This is a genomic window from Motilimonas eburnea (assembly GCF_021295345.1).
Classification (GTDB): domain Bacteria; phylum Pseudomonadota; class Gammaproteobacteria; order Enterobacterales; family CBDFNC01; genus Motilimonas; species Motilimonas eburnea.
Window position 1 is genome coordinate 110,175 of sequence record NZ_JAIMJB010000002.1, and the last position, 17,735, is coordinate 127,909.

General features: G+C 47.4%; 17 protein-coding genes. 2 read left to right on the top strand and 15 right to left on the bottom strand.

Features of this window, described 5'->3' with window-relative positions:
* Positions 1 to 204 precede the first annotated feature (204 nt).
* The 4 genes from K6Y21_RS02510 to K6Y21_RS02525 form a co-directional block, all read right to left on the bottom strand.
* Positions 205 to 447, bottom strand: a complete 243-nt coding sequence (locus K6Y21_RS02510; RefSeq protein ID WP_233070108.1) for a hypothetical protein — start codon at positions 445 to 447, stop codon at positions 205 to 207.
* 207 nt (positions 448 to 654) lie between these two features.
* A complete protein-coding gene (gene asnB / locus K6Y21_RS02515) occupies positions 655 to 2,322 on the bottom strand; it encodes an asparagine synthase B (protein ID WP_233070109.1) in 1,668 nt (555 codons plus the stop codon).
* Between the two features lie 191 nt (positions 2,323 to 2,513).
* Positions 2,514 to 4,130, bottom strand: coding sequence for a cation:proton antiporter family protein (locus K6Y21_RS02520; protein ID WP_233070110.1), 1,617 nt, complete (start codon positions 4,128 to 4,130; stop codon positions 2,514 to 2,516).
* An 86-nt stretch (positions 4,131 to 4,216) separates the two neighbouring features.
* Positions 4,217 to 4,966 (bottom strand): HAD-IIA family hydrolase, encoded by a 750-nt coding sequence (locus K6Y21_RS02525; protein WP_238486316.1) that lies wholly within the window; start codon positions 4,964 to 4,966, stop codon positions 4,217 to 4,219.
* 162 nt (positions 4,967 to 5,128) lie between these two features.
* Between K6Y21_RS02525 and K6Y21_RS02530 the strand changes: the two genes are divergently transcribed.
* Positions 5,129 to 5,743, top strand: a complete 615-nt coding sequence (locus tag K6Y21_RS02530; RefSeq protein ID WP_233070111.1) for a DUF924 family protein — start codon at positions 5,129 to 5,131, stop codon at positions 5,741 to 5,743.
* Positions 5,744 to 5,789: 46 nt separating this feature from the next.
* A complete protein-coding gene (locus K6Y21_RS02535) occupies positions 5,790 to 6,224 on the top strand; it encodes a hypothetical protein (RefSeq protein ID WP_233070112.1) in 435 nt (144 codons plus the stop codon).
* Here the strand turns inward: K6Y21_RS02535 and K6Y21_RS02540 are convergent.
* The 11 genes from K6Y21_RS02540 to K6Y21_RS02590 all read right to left on the bottom strand — a co-directional run bounded on the left by K6Y21_RS02540 (position 6,221) and on the right by K6Y21_RS02590 (position 17,730).
* Positions 6,221 to 7,672, bottom strand: coding sequence for a nitrilase-related carbon-nitrogen hydrolase (locus K6Y21_RS02540; RefSeq protein ID WP_233070113.1), 1,452 nt, complete (start codon positions 7,670 to 7,672; stop codon positions 6,221 to 6,223). The two genes, K6Y21_RS02535 and K6Y21_RS02540, sit on opposite strands and share 4 nt — an antisense overlap.
* A 108-nt stretch (positions 7,673 to 7,780) precedes the next feature.
* Positions 7,781 to 8,494, bottom strand: coding sequence for a 4'-phosphopantetheinyl transferase family protein (locus tag K6Y21_RS02545; RefSeq protein ID WP_233070114.1), 714 nt, complete (start codon positions 8,492 to 8,494; stop codon positions 7,781 to 7,783).
* Between the two features lie 89 nt (positions 8,495 to 8,583).
* Entirely contained in the window at positions 8,584 to 9,309 is a 726-nt protein-coding gene (locus tag K6Y21_RS02550) for an SDR family NAD(P)-dependent oxidoreductase (RefSeq protein WP_233070115.1), read from the bottom strand.
* 18 nt (positions 9,310 to 9,327) lie between these two features.
* The gene (locus tag K6Y21_RS02555; protein WP_233070116.1) at positions 9,328 to 9,855 is read right to left on the bottom strand and encodes a hypothetical protein; all 528 of its coding nucleotides are present in this window, start codon (positions 9,853 to 9,855) and stop codon (positions 9,328 to 9,330) included.
* Positions 9,848 to 10,759, bottom strand: a complete 912-nt coding sequence (locus tag K6Y21_RS02560) for an alpha/beta fold hydrolase (RefSeq protein WP_233070117.1) — start codon at positions 10,757 to 10,759, stop codon at positions 9,848 to 9,850. The genes K6Y21_RS02555 and K6Y21_RS02560 overlap by 8 nt, the downstream gene beginning before the upstream one ends.
* On the bottom strand, positions 10,749 to 11,882 hold the full coding sequence (locus tag K6Y21_RS02565; RefSeq protein ID WP_233070118.1) for a polyketide synthase dehydratase domain-containing protein: 1,134 nt from the start codon (positions 11,880 to 11,882) through the stop codon (positions 10,749 to 10,751). Before K6Y21_RS02565 ends, K6Y21_RS02560 begins: the two co-directional genes overlap by 11 nt.
* The gene (locus K6Y21_RS02570) at positions 11,876 to 12,925 is read right to left on the bottom strand and encodes a polyketide synthase dehydratase domain-containing protein (protein WP_233070119.1); all 1,050 of its coding nucleotides are present in this window, start codon (positions 12,923 to 12,925) and stop codon (positions 11,876 to 11,878) included. The genes K6Y21_RS02565 and K6Y21_RS02570 overlap by 7 nt, the downstream gene beginning before the upstream one ends.
* A gap of 9 nt (positions 12,926 to 12,934) precedes the next feature.
* Positions 12,935 to 13,897 carry a hypothetical protein gene (locus tag K6Y21_RS02575; RefSeq protein WP_233070120.1) on the bottom strand — a complete coding sequence of 321 codons (963 nt, stop codon included), beginning with the start codon at positions 13,895 to 13,897 and terminating at the stop codon, positions 12,935 to 12,937.
* Complete coding sequence (locus K6Y21_RS02580; RefSeq protein ID WP_233070121.1) at positions 13,890 to 15,227, bottom strand: beta-ketoacyl-[acyl-carrier-protein] synthase family protein; 1,338 nt, start codon at positions 15,225 to 15,227, stop codon at positions 13,890 to 13,892. Before K6Y21_RS02580 ends, K6Y21_RS02575 begins: the two co-directional genes overlap by 8 nt.
* Complete coding sequence (locus tag K6Y21_RS02585) at positions 15,224 to 16,495, bottom strand: beta-ketoacyl synthase N-terminal-like domain-containing protein (RefSeq protein WP_233070122.1); 1,272 nt, start codon at positions 16,493 to 16,495, stop codon at positions 15,224 to 15,226. The genes K6Y21_RS02580 and K6Y21_RS02585 overlap by 4 nt, the downstream gene beginning before the upstream one ends.
* A complete protein-coding gene (locus K6Y21_RS02590; protein WP_233070123.1) occupies positions 16,492 to 17,730 on the bottom strand; it encodes a beta-ketoacyl-[acyl-carrier-protein] synthase family protein in 1,239 nt (412 codons plus the stop codon). Before K6Y21_RS02590 ends, K6Y21_RS02585 begins: the two co-directional genes overlap by 4 nt.
* Positions 17,731 to 17,735 lie beyond the last annotated feature (5 nt).

The following is a 17,735-nucleotide window of genomic DNA, read 5'->3' on the forward strand; positions in this document are numbered from 1 at the left end:
TAGGGGATTAATAAATAGTATATGCTAATGTCTATTTTCTGTTGGGAAAAATTTCAATTTTGGCTATTAAAACAAGCTTATACCCAAGACACCTCAAGATGCAGGAGCCAGAGGCGCGCCCAGCAGCTTACAAATTCTCGCTGAATAGGCAGCTTCAGCTAACTTAGGTATCAAACGCAACAGACAACAGTGAAGCAAACCGGGCTAGTTAACAAAGAATGTCAGACTGATAAACCTCATGGCAACAGCGATAAAGAGAAATACGACGCCAGAGCGAATGAACTTGAATTCACCTAGGGTCAGATCGTCTACACGATTAAAGAATATTTTCACAGGGGCGAAAAAATCAGATTTACGCTTACTATAACTAATACAACCTATGAGCACTAAGCAAATGCCAAATAGCAAAGAGACGGGCTCTGCGATGGTTAATATTTGTTGCCACATGAAAACCTCCTTTTTGATCATGATAGCAATGCAAGCAACAAACGCTATTACCCCTTAGTCTAATATCAACATGTTAAGGCCAATAATTGGCTTCGGTGATTAAGGGGGCAGGGGTTATAGACAAAGGTTTCTAGGGCCAGAAACAAAAAACCTTACCCTAGCGTATTTAGGGTAAGGTCTTAAGGCATTATTGCTTATTAGCAGGGATTACTTTTTGTAAGCGTCGTTATGTACCCCAGCCGCACGGCCAGATGGATCGGCATTGTTTTGGAATGATTCATCCCAAAGTAGTGCTTCGGGCGTTGAACATGCCACCGATTTGCCGTGAGGTACACATTTGGCTGCAGACTCAAGGGGGAAGTGCTCCTCAAAGATGCAACGGTAGTAGTAGGCTTCTTTCGTATCTGGGGTATTAATTGGGAAGCGGAACTCCGCGCTGGCCAATTGTTGGTCCGTCACTTGGGTATCAATGAACTCTTTAAGGCTGTCGATCCAATTGTAGCCAACGCCATCAGAGAATTGCTCTTTTTGACGCCACAACACATCGTCAATCAGTTTGCCGTCGAACGCTTCACGCAGGATATTTTTCTCAATGCGGCCATCTTTGATCATTTTAAGCTCTGGGTTAGTGCGCATTGCTACATCCATGAACTCTTTATCCAAGAAAGGCACGCGGGCCTCAATGCCCCACGCCGCCATCGATTTGTTCGCGCGTAAACAGTCAAACATGTGTAGTTTGTCTAGCTTACGGTTAAGCTCTTCGTGGAATTCTTGAGAATTAGGCGCTTTATGGAAGTATAAGTAACCGCCAAAGATCTCATCTGCCCCTTCACCTGAAAGTACCATCTTAATGCCCATGGCTTTGATTTTTCTAGCCATTAAATACATAGGGGTCGATGCGCGAATAGTCGTTACATCGTAGGTTTCAAGGTGATAAATTACCTCACGCAGCGCATCGATACCGTTTTGAACCGTAAAGATAATCGGGTGGTGAATGGTACCGATAGAGTCCGCCACTTTTTGTGCCGCGGCAAGATCCGGTGAGCCTTCTAAACCCACTGAGAAAGAGTGAAGCTGAGGCCACCAAGCTGCTGATTTATCATCATCTTCAACACGCTGTTTCGCAAAACGTTGGGTGATAGCAGAAATAACCGATGAATCTAGGCCACCTGATAGCAATACGCCGTAAGGCACGTCACACATTAGTTGGCGTTTAACCGCATCTTCAAGGGCTTGGCCGATTTCAGCCGGGCTTCCACCATTATCTTTAACGCCTTCGTAGCTCATCCAATCACGGTTGTAATAGCGGGTGATCTTACCTTCTTCACTATCTAGGTAGTGCCCCGGTGGGAATTCTTGAACCTTATTACAGATTGGCGTTAAGGCTTTCATCTCAGAGGCAACATAAAAGTTACCGTGCACATCCCAACCCATGTATAGGGGGATAATACCAATATGGTCACGGCCGATGAGGTATTTGTTTTTGTTCTCATCATAGAGACAAAAAGCGAAGATGCCGTTTAGATCATCAAGGAAGGCATTGCCTTTTTCTTCGTACAAGCCAAGGATAACTTCACAGTCAGATTTGGTTTTGAACTGATAAGCACAGGTTAGCTTAGCCGCTAAGTCTTTGTGGTTGTAAATCTCACCGTTTACAGCAAGGATATGTGTGTTGTCTTGGTTGTATAAAGGCTGAGCCCCTGTATTAACGTCAACGATAGAAAGACGCTCGTGAACTAAAATAGCATTATCGCTGCTGTAAACACCTGACCAATCTGGCCCTCTGTGGCGCAGTAATTTTGACATTTGAATCGCTTGTTCACGCAGTGTAGCGACATCGCTTTTAATGTCGAGAATACCAAAGATCGAACACATAGACTTCCCTTCTTAAATAAGTCTTTGAGCAATAGCTCATTTTGTTTTTGCATCTAAAGAGATCTGGAGTAAGGCAGGCTGCGATTTACAACCTGTTTCCATTACGCTTTTATAATTAGACGTTGGTTTTAACAAATATCCAACACAAAGTCACTGCCCAATTACATCAATAATTGAGCAGTATTACAGGATTAAATATTAATTCGGCTGGCTATTGGTGTTGTCATGCTTTGCATTTCATTGCAAACGTGGCGAGCAAAACCAGCCCCTGCCTCATCATACATATTAAACACTGCATCTACACCTAAGCCTTTTAGTTCTTCGATGTCCTCGGCGAAACGTGCGATGGCGGCAATATTCATGCTGCAGTTACGATTTCTTAACTGGATAGCAGCATAATGGTTACCATTATGATCCGGCATGGCCAGTAATATCAGCTTGATTTGATCTGTGAGTTCAAGCTTGTTCCAAAAATCGGAGTCCATCGCGTCACCGGTGATCACCCGTCGGCCCAATTCTCTGTGCTTGATGGTTTTCTCATGGCTGTTGTCGATACCGAGTACGGTATCGCCAAATACCTGTTTAAGTTCGTCATAAGCACCAGTGCCGATACGGCCCATCCCCATCACCAACACCGTGGCGTCACCCACACGTATCGGCCTATCCTCGACATGTAATCGCAGGTGCTGAAAGCGTTTCAAGCGGGGTGACATTTTTTGATAGAGTTCATCACTTTGATTGTTCAACAATGACGAGAGAACAAAACTGATGGAAAGGGCGATGGCCGCAATAATTAGCCAATCGTTGCTTAGCCAACCTTTACTGGCCGCAAGGGCCGCCACGATCAAACCAAATTCACTGTAGTTAGCTAATGAAAACGAGCCCAGCAGAGACGTTCGCGCACGCAGTTTAAATAAGTTAAAACAGAAAAAGTACAGCATGGTCTTGATGGGCAGCAGTAAAACCAAGATTGCAGCGATGATTAAGTGGCTCTCATTGGGCATATCATTTAACCCAATATTCAAAAAGAAACAAACTAAAAACAGCTCTTTAAGGTTAAATAGCGCTTTTGCCATGCCACCTGCGCTGGGATGCGCTGCGACCAGCATTCCCGCAATCAAGGCGCCCAAGTCGGCTTTCATTCCTACTGCTTCAAACAGGCCGGCACCGACCACTAAGGCCAAGAAAAAACCATACAATACCAAAAGCTCACCATGGCCCACCTTGTCCATCACTTTAAACAGGACTGGGCGCAGTAAAGGCAACAAGACGAGTGCAATGGCATAATATTCCGGTAACTTACCGGTTGAAAAAGTAAGAAACAATACCGCAAATATATCTTGCATGATCAGTACGCCAATGGCGATGCGACCGTACAAGGAGTTCATTTCACTCTTTTCTTCTAAGATTTTAACAGCGAAAACGGTACTTGAGAAACTCAGGGCAAAAGCAACGATAAACAAACCTGTGTTATCTAAACTGTCTACAATAGACAGGCCTAGGGCTTTTAAAACAAACAGCACTAAGGCAAAAAACAGCACTGAGCCCGTTATGTGTAAAGTTGCAGCGCCAAATACTTCCCCTTTAAACAAGGTGCGGATATCCAACTTTAAACCAATTGAAAATAACAGCAAGGTAACACCAAGATCGGCAATTGCGGTTAATCCGGCACTGGATTCAAAACCAATTCCATTAAGCACAAAGCCCGCTAATAAAAAGCCCACCATGGGGGGTAAGCCAATGGCGTTGATGGCCATGCCGGTTGCAAAGGCGATGCCTATGAGAGTAACAAGTAATGTTGGTTCCATTTATTTATTATCTTTATTATTTTTAGTTCTAGAGAATCTAACTTACATGATGCTAAACCAAGGTTAGCATCATGGGCTTATGTCGGTTATAAAAAGTCAATATCTTGAATAGAATTAACTATGTGGTTGGGTTTGAACGGGACCTTATCAATATCGGTTAATTGACTGACGCCACTTAACACCAAAATGGTTTCAAGGCCCGCCTGAAAGCCCATTAAAATATCGGTGCGAAGATTGTCGCCGATAATACAGGTATCTTTGGAATGTGCACCAATTTTATTCAATGCGGCGCGAATAATCCAAGTGCTTGGTTTACCGACATAAAAGGGCTCTCGGCCGGTCATACGCTCAATGGGGGCACATAATGCACCGCAAGCGGGGCTCATGCCTGGACCATGCGTGTCAGGATTAGTGGCGATAAAGCGTGCGCCCTCGGCGACAAAGCGCGCCGCTTTTTGGATCATACTCCAGTTATAGCTGGTGGTTTCCCCGACAATTACAAAGTCGGGGTTAATATCTGTAATGGTAAAGCCAGCCTTGTAGAGTTCATGGGTCAGGGCACCTTCGCCGATAACAAATGCCTTATTGCCTTCTTGGCGCTCCATAAAGGCCGCGGTGGCCATGGCAGAAGTGTAAAAATATTCAGCGGGAACATTCAAGCCGGCAGATTTAAAGCGGTTATGCAGATCATTTTCTGTCATGGCGGGATAATTGGTGAGGATGACCAATTTATTACCTTGCTCTATGATTCGGTGGATAAAGGTATCAGCACCTGGGATCAAGGTATTGTTATGCAGTAATACGCCGTCAATATCGCAGATAATGCTTTTTTGCATGATAAGTTCCGTATAATGTTGAATGCCGTTTAATACTAACCAGTAACAAAACGTCTGTATATACCCAATCAAGCTGGATATGCTTGATTTCAGCAAGGGTTTACAGGCCCTAGTAGTCAACGTCTCGGATTGGCATCATCACACCTATTTCAAGGAGAAAACATGACACAACAACAAGGGTATGAAGCGGTCATTGCCTATTGGTTTGGTGAATTAACCGATGAGATGGCTGATGCGCAGCATCATCAATTGTGGTTTGCCGGCGGTGAGCAAGCCGATGCCGACATTAAGGAAAAATTTGGCCTCATTCACCAGCAACTTGCCAAGGGGGTACTTAAACACTGGCAAAACCATGATTTAGGCCGCTTGGCGAGTATTATCGTACTTGATCAATTCAGTCGTAATCTGTATCGCGGCACGGCTCAGGCGTTTGCCTATGATGAGCAAGCCCTTGCACTGGCGAAAGAAGCGGTGGCTCAGGGCGTTGACTTACGCTTGCCACTTGATTACCGCTTGTTTATGTATTTGCCGTTTGAACATGCCGAAGACATTAAAGAGCAAGAACACTGCTTAGCGCTATTTCAAGGTTTGCTAGAAGATGCCAAGACGGCACAGGGTCAAAAACAGGCTCAGGGTTACTTAACCTTTGCTGAGCAGCATTACGATATTGTGCGCCAATTTGGCCGATTCCCCCACAGAAATGAAGCCTTGGGAAGATCTTCAAGACAAATTGAGTTACGCTATTTGGCTGGCGAGCACAACCGCTTTGGCCAATAATGCGGTCTTGATACATAGGCCAGATTTCAATCAATAGGATGCTATTATGCTTAAGCAATTTCTACTTACCGCTAGCCTCAGCGCAAGCATGTTTCTCACCTCAGGCTTGTTGACTGCTCAAGCTCAAACCATGGATGAATTTTATGCCGAGCCCGCTAATCAAGCCCAGTTTGATAAAGCGCTTGCTGAAGGGCATATCGTAAAAGGGCGCGTATTTTTTGTTAAAAATTGCCAAGATGCACTAGAAAAAGGGCAAACTACCGAGCAAGATTGTGATTGTATTCAGGGTCAAATAGCCAAGATATCTGACAAAGAGTTCTTTTACGAAACTATCCTAGCTTATCAAGAATACCAAGCGCGCGTCGCGGTGCATGGCGATGCAGAAAAAACGGCCGCCCTTAAGGAGCAGCAAAGCAAACGTGAAAGTTTGACCAAGCGCATTGAGCAAAGTTGTAAGCCAAGTGATGTGGCGACTAACTAAGCCTTTTTACGCCTAGCGCGAATAATCAAACCTAAGGTGATAGCGCATATTAGCCACGCAAACACATCGCCATAACGACTATAAAATGGGGTGACAGTACTTAGCTGCACCTCACCTTGAATCAAAGCTCGTTGATTAATCCCACTTCTTGAAACTAACTCACCATAGGGGCTGATCACCATACTGACGCCACTGGTCGTTCCTACGCTAAAGGCAACACGGTGCTCGATTGCTCTAAAAATACTGTCGGTGGCATGAAGTAAAGGGAACTGACGGTTAGCTCTAAAATCATCATCGACGGGCATTAGGATAATTTGTGCTCCCTGCTGTTTAAGATGCCTTGTTATCCACAAGCGATGACGATCATAGCAGATCCCCAAACCGACTCGCCCAAATGAAGTCTCAACCACTTTGCTTTGTGTTAATGTTCCAGCCGTAAAACCAAATTGTTTTTCACGAAAGGTGATGGCGATTTTTGGGGTTCTGAGTATTTCATTGCCATGGGGATCATACATGACGGCCGTGTCAAAACGTTGTCCTTGATGCTCCCAAATCATATCCACCACCAAGTAACTGGACATTGTTTTAGCCAAGTTTTTAACTTGGTTTACCATCAAAGCATCGTCCAAGTTGGCCATTTCATTTTCGGGCCAAACAATCACATCGACAGCTGGGTTAATTGTTTGGTTCAGCCGTTTGGTTAATTGTGCATTCACATCAAAAATGGCTTGCGACATGGCAGGCGTGTCGGCCCAGTAGCCTTCACCGTCCATGGGATTGATGGCTAAGCTTTGGATTTGTGGGTCTTGATTACTTAAATCGACCGTGGCGGCGACCTTGACTTTATTGGGTGAAAGTACCTGATTTTCTAGTTCAATTTGGCCCCAAGCAAAGACTAAGATGACAAGGAGTAAGCTGGCTATTGCACTGCGGTTAACGGGGGTACGGGTTTGTTTATTGATCACTAATTGGGTCAGGGCGGTGTTACTGAGTAGAACCAAAAAGCTCACCCCAACAAAACCCGTGATGGATAATAACTGCAATACATTCAGTTGTTGCCATTGAGTTTTGGCGATTAACACAAACCAAACATCTTCAAGGTAAGGCAATACAAAACGCAAGTATTCAATACTGCACCAAAATAAGGGCAGTGCAAAAATACGCCATTTATCAGGTACCTTAAAACTGAGCCAAATGCCCCAATGCATCACTCGAGCAAAGAAAAAACCTGCGGCTATCATCAATGGCAAACCAATGGCAGTGCCAAATAGATCCATAAACCAAGCATGAGCGAAACATGACCAACTTATTGTGGCGGGCAATAATAGCCGAAAGGCTTTGATGTGTGACCAATGATGAACGACATATAATGCCGGCACCAAGGCAAACCAAGCGAGCCAACCCGGTGTGATAAACCCTAACTCATAACCTGGCGTGGCCAAGCCCATGAGTATTCCGGAACTAAGACTAAGTAAAAGGGCAAGAAATAAATTGTTTGATTGCATCATGGGCCTTACAGATTCGTCATGGCCAATGAAGCATACAACAATCGGCCGTCAATCCAATTGATAATTGTAATAGTTAATTTTGTCAATAAAATGACTGTGACAAATGGCTGCAGTGATAGGTCGTTGGCAATTTTTCATCCCTAATACCTTTTTTAACGGCAAGAGTTTCGCGTAGAACCCCCGCGCCACCTCAATACATTGGCCGTCATTAAGTGGAGTCGAAAGGGTATTGATGCGACTTGGGCTACCATGCCATCCCTCGCCAGTGGCTTTTAGCCATGCTTCCTGCAGTGCCCAGTAGCTGTAGAACCGTTTTGCTGTTACGACCTTGCCATGTTGATCAAAGCAGGCACGCCATAAGCGTTCAATTTTACTTTGCTCATGTTTGTGTAAGCAGATATCCACTCCGATCTGTCCCTTTTGGCACAAGGCCAAGATAAGATAATTGCCGCAATGTGAAAGATTAAACTGGAGAGCAGTATTGAGTAGCATCGGCTTGCCATTGACATCTGTGGTCAACGTCAACCTTTGAGGATAAAGGTACGCCCTTAAAATTCGGTTTAAAAACAAGCGCTGTTTGATAAACCTAAGTTGGTTGATTTCTTGTAACTGGTTTGCTTTTTGTTGTTGTTGCGCCGTTAGCTCTGTTAGCGCAGGCTGTATCGGGATGACTTTATTGCCAAGCTGAGCAATATGAATATCAATGGCACCCTCAGTTAAGCCCTTTGATGGTTTTGTCATATTGTGGGTGGATGTCAACATCTTATCTAAACCTATGGTGAGTTAGGCCAGGGTAAACTGGCCATGCTGGGTTAAGTTATCAGCTAAACAAAAATATAATTCGGGTGGACTTAAGCCACCTGCAAGGTCTGACTAAAACCCCCATCTAGCACCAAGTTTGACCCAGAGCGAAACATCGCTTGGTTTGCCAAACTTAACGCGACTTGGGCGATTTCCTCTGGCTGGCAAAAACGGCGCATTGGAATGCGTTTGTGAGCATTGGGCTGTTGATACCAGGGGCTGGCCTTGATCATTTCGGTGGCAACGGGCCCAGGAGAAATACTGTAACAACGTAGGCTAGGGTAGGCGTTAGCCAGTTGCTCGGTCCATGCGATGATCATGCGCTTACTGACGCTATAGGCATTTTGTCCCGCTCGTGGCCTGACGCCGGCAATGCTGGCCAAGTTGATCACTGTGCCAGCTTCCCCCGCCAATAAGGGCGTTTTTAGTTGCTCAAACAGGGCACATGCACTTTGAAAATTCGTGGTGATGATTTGTTGCCAATCGGTGAGGGGCGTATTGACTAATAAATTGTCTTTAAGCACACCCGCATTATTGATCAGCACATCGAGCTTATCGCAGCGCTGGGCAAATTGGCGGCGCTGGGTTGCATCATTGATATCAAATAGCGCAAGGCTGGCGCTGCCGCCAAGGCGCTGGATCTCGCCGAGTAGCTTATCGACTTCCTGAGTGTTTCTGCGGACATTGATAAACACATGATAGCCGTGCTCGGCAAAGGTGAGGGCCATGGCTTTACCTATGCCTTGGCCTGCGCCTGTGATTAATACTTGTTTCATTCTTTGCTCCTTAATTTATCAAAGCTCTGCTGCGTTGATGGGCGATAAGGCTAATGCTTGCGCCGTGCAATAATGGCCACTGGACCAAGTCAATAACGGCGTGAGCTGCTGCGTACTCACGCCTTGGCTTTGATGCAAAAAGTTAATTGCCACTTGCTTGGGTGCTAATTCCAGCGCCATGATTTGACAAAGGGCCAAGGCGCCCTCGCGCCAAATGACTTCGTTGCTGTGTTGCCAAATAACCCAGACTTGAGCGCCCTTATTGCGCATCAAGGGGCGATAGACGTGCTGCATTAATGCAAATTGCAGATCCAGTAACCCTTGGCATGCTTGCCTCGCATCAATAATCATCACCAGTTGCAGCTTAGGCGTTTGGCACAGCTGGGTTAACTGCGCCAGCTTGGCTTGCTGCTCATCTGCATGAAATAGCGTATCGTTAAAACTTAACTGACCAAGGAAATGAGCGGCTTGAAACACCATAAGCTCGCAGGGCGCATCTAGCGCTTGTTGAGGGATTATCGGCTGATTAGAAATAGGATCACCCATGTTGACATTCCTTATTGTTAAATTGGCTGGTGGCATGTTGAGGGGGTTGTTGCTGGCTATGGCGCTGAATAAATTCCGCTAGCCAAGTGTTGACCTGATTTGGCGCTTCTAAGTTGGCCACATGTGAGCTAAGGCGAAGGGCGTGATGTTCAAGGCAAGGTGATTGTTCAAGCCAAGGCGTTAGCACCTCGGGAGGAAATAATGGGTCGCCGTCGCAGCTGAGCATCATGCTCGGAATAGGGCTTAGCTTGGGTGTATGATCTTGGTTTAAGCAAGCTTGTAGAAACTGGCCAAGGCCTGCTAGATCTTGGTTGTATTCGACATAGCTATTTAACACATACGCTTTCATGCCCTTGATTTTTTGAAGGTATAAGTCGCTAAAAAACCAAGGATAGATCTGGCTAAAGAGCAGCTCGGGCGCCAGTTTGGCCCTTAACATCAGCAGCACATTGTCAATCAAGTAATGGGCCTTTTCGCCTATGCTGGGCGCACTATTGATAAAAGTTAACGAATGGGGCGGTTGCGCCATCAATTCGCACAAACGATTGGCCACCATGCCGCCAAGGGAATAGCCGATAAAGTGTGTGGTCTGAGTTGCCCCTTGCTGTTGGACTTGCTCAATCAGCGCCAATATCGCAAAGGCAATATCATCAAAGTCAAAATGATTGATGTGTGGCGCAAGGGCAGCGTTGCCACAGCCGGGATAATCAATAAACAGCATCCGCATCTGACTCAATTTACGACAGCGCTGCTGCTTAACCCAAGACGACTCACCGTGAAATAGCCCGTTAAAAAACACCAACAAATGGGGGGAGTCTAGGTTGCCCTTTAGTTTATAGTCTAACCCTAGGTTTATCCGTTTACCTGAGTCTTGGCCGTGATCAACGGCTGGATCAAATCTCATATAAGGTCTCCTTGGTTATCTCACACTGGCGTAACCATAGATTAAATAACGCGAGGTCAAAGTCATTGCCGCTTTGGCTTTGGGCGATGGCCTGCTCTATATCCAAAATGCGCTCATTGCAGCTATTAAACACACTGATGCGGGCACAGGTTTGGCCATGGCCTTGTTTGGTGAGCTCAATCAACGCGCGGCAGCGGCCTTGCTCTGGATGGAGGCGATAGAGTAGGAGTTTATCGATGGCGACGGGTAAGCGGGGCTGACCGTCTTGTAATATGGCTAAAAAGCACAGCAATTGTAGGCATGAATCTAGCCCCAAGGGAGACAGTAAAAAGCGATGGCCCGCTGGCTCAAGCCAAGCTCGCTCTTTTTGTTGGCAATCATATTGCGCCAAAATTTGCTGGCGTGTGTGATTAATGGCCATGTCACCCGTTAGGCTTTGCAGCAAAGGCCCGTGGGTGGTGAACACCTTGCTATAAAGCTCAGCGGGATTGGCTTGGTAGTGGGTCACCTCGCCAAATAACAGCGGCGCGCCTTTATTGGCGGTGAGTAAGGGGTCAAAGGCAATGGTGACACTGGCGTGGCGTTTCATGCCCAGAGATACACCTTGCTTGTTGTAGCGCGGGGTGAGCAGCTGCAACTGAATTTCATGCCCCTTGGGGCCAAGTAAACGGCTCAGGACTTCGATTTCAAGTTGGACTGACTCATTGCCCGCAGGCAAGGGTAAAATTCGGTCAAGCTTAAGGCCATAAACTTGCAGTGGGCTCCAATACAAGGTGCCTTGCCCGCGATGTTGGAGCCAAGTGGCGGCTTCGACAAAATATTCTAAGATAGCCGTGGCGGGCATTAGATCACCAAGGGGAAAGCGGTGTTGGCGTAAATAAGGACAGGTTTGCTCATTAACGTTCAGGTTAAAGCGACACAGGCCCTTATTGCCCCAGTGCACTTCTGCCATGTTCAGTAGCGGATAGTCGGCGCAATTTATCTGCTCTTGGCTGCCCGCAACTTCATAATGTAACAAGGGGTATTTAATGCCGCGCCCTTGCTGTTTAAATTTGTTTTGAATTTTGCTTTTTAGGGTATTAACTAAAAGCTGCAGCTTGCTCGGTTTGGTTTTCACTAGCATAGTGCCTCCAACACCTTGGCAAAAGGCGCTTGTTCACATCTATGGTGGCGGTAGTGATCATGGACATGACAGGCCACACGCTGCTCATTGGGGGCGCGATGTAGCTTTATCTTGTCGATATAGGCCACCAGCTGCTGCGTTTCATCTAACACCCAAGCGCGCAGGGTTTGGGTGGTGTCATCAACGGATAGGCTTTGCACTAAGGTGCGATAGTTTTCATTTTTTCGCCACGGCTGATAGCGCTGCACTTGGCTTAAGCCCACGGGCAATTTACTAAAAAAGTGCTCGCTGGACTGACTTTCAATTTGCACGCAGCACAGCACACAGGCCTGTAGCACGCTATCAAGTGCCAGCGGCCCTAAGGCAAACGCAAATTCTTCACTAGGTAAAGCGTCGGCATAGTCAGCCTCCGTGGTTTGTAAATTAAACTCACTGATCAAGCTCAGGTTGTCAGGGGCGAGGGCAAAGCGGCCGGTTAAACTTTGAAACAAGCGGCCATGGGTTGGGTTAAATAGTTGATAATATTCTGCTTGGCTAAAGTGATAATGATCCCAGTTTGGCGAACAGTCAGGGCCGTGGCTAGGCTTGGCTTTAACTTGGGTTAGGCTTACCTTCACCCGCGCACTTGCCACCAGCACGCCTTGGCGCAAGCATTTACCCTTGTCATCATAGTAGTTTCGCTTAAGCTCAACCTTTAGCTCGTGCGAATTATCCCCTAAGAGATCGGTCTTCGCCAACGGCGCGACAAGCTTGGCATCAGCAAACACGGTGAGATCTGCACTGGGATCAAAGGCCAAGGGGCGGCGGATGTTAAAATCCACAAGTTCAACCCCTATGGCGTCGGTTGGTTTAAGGGCTAATGCCATGATCGCCACTTGGCTCATTAGCTCGGCGCTGATAGCAGCCGGCACCAAACATTGGCCAGAAAAGATATGGTCGCGCAAATAGTATTGCTGCTCTGGGCTTAATTGCCATTGGCAACTCATGTCATCACCAAGGCGAGACAGATTCGATAAAAACGGTTCAAAATACCAATAATTCATAGCGTTACCTCAGTGTAGTTGGGGTTGCAAATGGTAATGTTCAAATTGCAAGATGGGTGTTAAATCCGCTTCACGACAGACCAATACATCAACACACAGCCCTTGGTTGGTGAGGGGTGACGTCTTAGCGGGCGCGATCTGACAGACCAGCTTGCCTTGGTGGTTTAGCGAGTTTTGCCTGTCGCCATAAAAGGTGAGGCCACCGATATGGCTAGGCAGCGCGATGGCCTTGTCTAAATAGCCATAAAAAGGCAGATGCTGCACCGCTGACATGGCTGCGAGCACAGGTGTGATAAAATCAGGCTCAATCTCGGTTTGTAAACAATATTGGCGACTGTTGCGCAGATCGGAATAACACCATAACGCTTGGGTTTTAGGGCAACGTAAGTATTTAAAGGTTAAATTGTTAAATAAAATCCCTAAGGTTGCCGGTGACTGCGCCTTAAAGTCATCAATCAAGGCTCGCTCAATCAGCTCGCCACTGGGCATGGCGTTCACTAGGTTGGGCGTTGTATTTTTCGCATCACCAACTAAGGTGGCGGTTAACACGGTCAGTTTAGGGCGGACACATTGACCTTGTTGATTTAACTTGTCGTAACTGACCGTTAGCTGATAATCGCCCTGCTGCTGGCATGGCTGCCAATCAAAATACAAGGTTTGTTGTTCGCCACCCGTTAAATAGGCCAAGCGCGTTGCGCTGATTTGGCGCCATTGCAGCTGGGGTTGGCTAAGCAGCCGCTCAGCCAACTTGCTGTTGGTTTTCGCTAAAACGCCATGGGCTAGCTCAAGCATAAATACCGAAGGAATGACGACTTTTTCATTGATGAGATGGGACAATAAGTAGCGATGCTCGCTGATGTTGATTTGCAGCTTGGCGCAAATAACATCCTTCGTTAAGGTGTAATCTAGCTGGCCATAACTTGCTAAGGTGCGAGGCAGCTGATCAGGGGCGACGGGTTTTAACTTATTCATACACTTCCCCTTTAGCCTTAAAGCGAGAGAAGATCACGCTGGCATTTTGGCCGCCAAAACCAAAGTTGTTGGACAGAGCATGATCAAAGTGCAGTTCACGTTTGGTCTCGGGCACGTAATCTAGATCTAGCTCGGGATCGGGGGTGTGGTAATTGCGGGTGCCGTGGATCATGTTATCGCGCATCGCGTAGATACAGGCGATGGCTTCGAGCGCGCCCGCCGCCATAATGCCGTGACCTATCATGGATTTGGTTGATGAAATGGGCACGCGATAAGCATGCTCGCCAAACACCGCCTTGATGGCATTGGTTTCGGTGCGATCGTTCATCTTGGTTGAGGTGCCATGGGCATTGATATAACCAATGTGCTCTGGCTTTAGCCCTGCGCAATCAAGCGCACCTTGAAGGGTGCGCCTTGCGCCCATGCCGGAAGGATCTGGGTCGGTGGCGCGATAACCATCGGAAAAAGAGGCATAACCGCTGACTTCGGCCAAGATAGTGGTGCCGCGAGCCTTCGCGTGAGCTAGAGATTCCAGCACTAAGATGCCACAGCCACTGCCCATCACAAAGCCACTGCGGTTTAAATCAAATGGCCGACATGCACTGTCAGCATCCTTGTGAGTGGTTAGGGCGCCAATGCGAGTAAAGCCAACCATGGAATTAACATCAAAATCGTAGGCGCCACCGACGATAGCGCAATCCAACTCGCCTTGTTGGATCTTTAAAAAGGCTTCCCCGATGGCGTTATTGCCTGACGCACAGGCGGTGCCTATGCTCAAACAAGGGCCACTGAGCTGGTAATAGCGGGCAATAAAGTGATTTAAGCTTTCTTGCTCGGGAGCTTGATAGTATTGACGCAGCGCCGTATTGCTTTGCAGCGCCTGCCAATAGCGTCCTATATCTAAATCTCCTAATTGCTTACTTGGGGCTGCCTCAATCAGACTTGGCAAGTAATGCTCCATGATGCTGGTGGGCGAAAAGGGCCGGTCGGCCACCATGCAAGCCAGTCGTTGTTGGTCGATATTGCCAATATCTAACCCCGCTTGTGAGATGGCTTCGGCAACAGCGAGGAAAAACTTAGGGATGGAAGGGTCTAAGGTTTGCATCTCCTTTAGTTTGGCATCATCGGTTATGTTTTCGTTTACATCCGGCATAGCCCCTGCAATTGCAACAATCTCACCCGAGATGGGTAAATGGGTGATGGCCGATAAACCATTGTTGCCTTGTAAAAGGTTTTGCCACAGCTGCTCAGCGCCAGCACCAAAGGCACTGATGGCGCCAACGCCTGTGATCACCACGCGATGATGTGAGCGGTTTAAATTTGAATTCATGGCGTGACTCCTGTGGCAGGCGTGTTGTTATGAAAGGTACTTTTTAGTAACAGTGACACTTGATTGCCTTGATGATCTTGGTGGTGACAAAGAAGAATTTGCTCACCTTGATGGCTTAGGCCTTGCTGGTTGTAGTTTGCTTGTTGGCTTTGGGGTTTGTCCTTGATATTAAGTACGGGTGCCCAATAGCCTTGACTAAGCTGTAAACAAGCATAGAAAAGATTAGTCGCTGCGCTGGCGCCTAAGGTAAAACCGCAATAATCCGTTGCCGAAAGCAGCAAGGCCCTTTCACCTAAGGTGTTGAGGGCAGCGGCCACTTCACTCTGGTCTAATGCTTTAATGCCGGCAAGCGTTAGCTGCGCAGCGCTAAGATCACTGGCCGATACGCCGGCTTTACTTAAACAAGCCTGCAGATGGGCTTGGATCATCTGCTGCCTAACCCTCGGATTTAGGCTAAGTACATTGGGAATATAGCTATTGTGATACGCCAAAATTTCAATCAGCGGCTGATGGCTATTGCTAGTGCGAGATAGAGTTTGGTTACTTGCCTCAACAATAAAACTGACCCCGGCTTCACCTATCTCTAATCCGGCATTATTGGATTGTTCGTTTGCCAACAGACCATTGTAGTCAAGGGCAAAAAGCTGCTCTAACGTGGGATCCATTTCACTGGCGCCAGCCACATAGCGATAGCCGCGCCCTTGCTTAATGGCGCTATAGGCTTCGCCCACGGCTATCATGCCGCCACTAAAGCCATTGACCACGCTGTAACTTAACCCGCGCAGGCCATATTGAATCGAGATTTGCCCGCCCGTGGTATTGGGTAAACGGGGTAAGATCCACAATGGCGGAAAGTCACGATAATGCTGCTCACCAAAGGCGTGATAATCTAGTGATCCATCACGATAGCAATTCAAATAAGGCTGCGCGGCATTACACACGCCTTGACTATAAAAAGCGCCGAAGATCACCCCGGTTTGATGGTCATCTTGGCTAAAATCGGCGGCGGTTAAACCTGCATGTTCGATGGCCAAGGTGGCACTGGCGATGCCTAATAAGCCTTGTCGGGTTAGCATACGACACGCTTTTTTATCTGGGATCCACTGCTTAAGGTTGGGCTCAGTGACGAGTCCTTGTCGCCAAGGCAATTGGGGGTGAGGTGATACACCGGAAATCCCCTGTTGATGAAGCTGGGCATGCTGCGTTAACTGCGAGCCTAATGCGGTTAACGCACCAAAACCGGATATATAAACGGCGTTTGTTGTCATACTGGCTCTCGCTGAAAAATTAAACTGGTGTTAGTGCCCCCTAAGGCGCTTGAGTTGGACATACAATAATCAAGCTCGGCCGGTTGCGGCGCGTTTGTGACGAAGCGTAAGCTTGGCTCAGCGTCACTTTGGGTTAGGGGGCGGTTAGGGTGGATCATTTGTTTACATAGGGTTTGCACACAGATGATGGCCTCGATGGCACCACTGGCGGCTAAACTGTGGCCTAGCAGGCCTTTACTTGAATTTACCCAAGGTAATGGCCCAGCGTGATGGCCAAAGGTTTGCTCGATTGCAATGGCTTCGGTGGCATCGTTTTGCTGCGTTGCTGTACCATGGCTATTGATGTAACCAATTTGCGAGCTCGCTAAATTTGCTCTTTGCAAGGCTTGTTGCATCGCCTTTGCCTTTCCCTTCGGGCAGGGCTCGGTAAGGCGATAAGCATCTTGACTACAACCAAAGCCTACAACGCTGCCTAATACCTTGGCACTGCGTTTGTTGGCATGGGCACGGCTTTCTAACACTAATACGCCAGCGCCTTCTGCCAACACAAATCCACTGCGATGCTCATCAAAAGGGCGCATGGCCAAGTTAGGGTCTTGGTGTTGACTGAGCATATTCAAGCGCGCAAAACCAGACAAAAATGCCGGTGAAATGCGGCTATCGCAGCCGCCAACGACGGCAACATCAAGCAAACCTGCATTAATCATTTGCATGGCTTGGCCGATGGCCTGACTGGCACTGGTACAAGCGTTAACTAAGGTGCTATTAAAGCCGGTGCAATTAAGTATTTTGGCTAAATGGGCCAGATGCATATTGGGGTAAGCATCAAGTAGCCAATTTGGATTGCGTGCGTTAATGGCTTGCGATGTATGGCGCTCGCATAAATCAACGCCGCAGCCAAATAACAAACCGACCTTAGGGTTATTGGCTAGTTGCTCGGGTAACAGACCTGATTGCTCAATGGCCGCTATCGCACTGTGGCATAACATCTTACTCACGTGCGTCATTTGACGAAGCTGTTTAGCGGGCACTGGCCAAGTTGGATTGGGCGCTAACAAGGTGTCGCGTTCAACTTGGGCTAACAGATGCACATCAGGGCAACATTCAGCCAAGGCCGACGGCATGGTCTGATAGCCTAGCTTGCCTGCTAGCAAGTTTTGCCAAAGACTCCCTACTTGGTTGCCTAAGCTGCTCGCGCAGCCAAGCCCTGTGACGACAGCATCTGTGCGTTTCATGGGGC

Bases quoted from the DNA above. Each gene is read 5' to 3' on its own strand.
- K6Y21_RS02580 (WP_233070121.1), bottom strand. From the start codon at position 15,227: ATGAATTCAAATTTAAACCGCTCACATCATCGCGTGGTGATCACAGGC.
- K6Y21_RS02520 (WP_233070110.1), bottom strand. From the start codon at position 4,130: ATGGAACCAACATTACTTGTTACTCTCATAGGCATCGCCTTTGCAACC.
- K6Y21_RS02535 (WP_233070112.1), top strand. From the start codon at position 5,790: ATGCTTAAGCAATTTCTACTTACCGCTAGCCTCAGCGCAAGCATGTTT.
- K6Y21_RS02575 (WP_233070120.1), bottom strand. From the start codon at position 13,897: ATGAATAAGTTAAAACCCGTCGCCCCTGATCAGCTGCCTCGCACCTTA.
- K6Y21_RS02545 (WP_233070114.1), bottom strand. From the start codon at position 8,494: ATGTTGACATCCACCCACAATATGACAAAACCATCAAAGGGCTTAACT.
- K6Y21_RS02565 (WP_233070118.1), bottom strand. From the start codon at position 11,882: ATGCTAGTGAAAACCAAACCGAGCAAGCTGCAGCTTTTAGTTAATACC.
- K6Y21_RS02585 (WP_233070122.1), bottom strand. From the start codon at position 16,495: ATGACAACAAACGCCGTTTATATATCCGGTTTTGGTGCGTTAACCGCA.
- K6Y21_RS02555 (WP_233070116.1), bottom strand. From the start codon at position 9,855: ATGGGTGATCCTATTTCTAATCAGCCGATAATCCCTCAACAAGCGCTA.
- K6Y21_RS02525 (WP_238486316.1), bottom strand. From the start codon at position 4,966: ATGCAAAAAAGCATTATCTGCGATATTGACGGCGTATTACTGCATAAC.
- K6Y21_RS02540 (WP_233070113.1), bottom strand. From the start codon at position 7,672: ATGGGCTTGGCCACGCCAGGTTATGAGTTAGGGTTTATCACACCGGGT.
- K6Y21_RS02530 (WP_233070111.1), top strand. From the start codon at position 5,129: ATGACACAACAACAAGGGTATGAAGCGGTCATTGCCTATTGGTTTGGT.
- K6Y21_RS02550 (WP_233070115.1), bottom strand. From the start codon at position 9,309: ATGAAACAAGTATTAATCACAGGCGCAGGCCAAGGCATAGGTAAAGCC.
- K6Y21_RS02560 (WP_233070117.1), bottom strand. From the start codon at position 10,759: ATGAGATTTGATCCAGCCGTTGATCACGGCCAAGACTCAGGTAAACGG.
- K6Y21_RS02590 (WP_233070123.1), bottom strand. From the start codon at position 17,730: ATGAAACGCACAGATGCTGTCGTCACAGGGCTTGGCTGCGCGAGCAGC.
- K6Y21_RS02570 (WP_233070119.1), bottom strand. From the start codon at position 12,925: ATGAATTATTGGTATTTTGAACCGTTTTTATCGAATCTGTCTCGCCTT.
- asnB (WP_233070109.1), bottom strand. From the start codon at position 2,322: ATGTGTTCGATCTTTGGTATTCTCGACATTAAAAGCGATGTCGCTACA.
- K6Y21_RS02510 (WP_233070108.1), bottom strand. From the start codon at position 447: ATGTGGCAACAAATATTAACCATCGCAGAGCCCGTCTCTTTGCTATTT.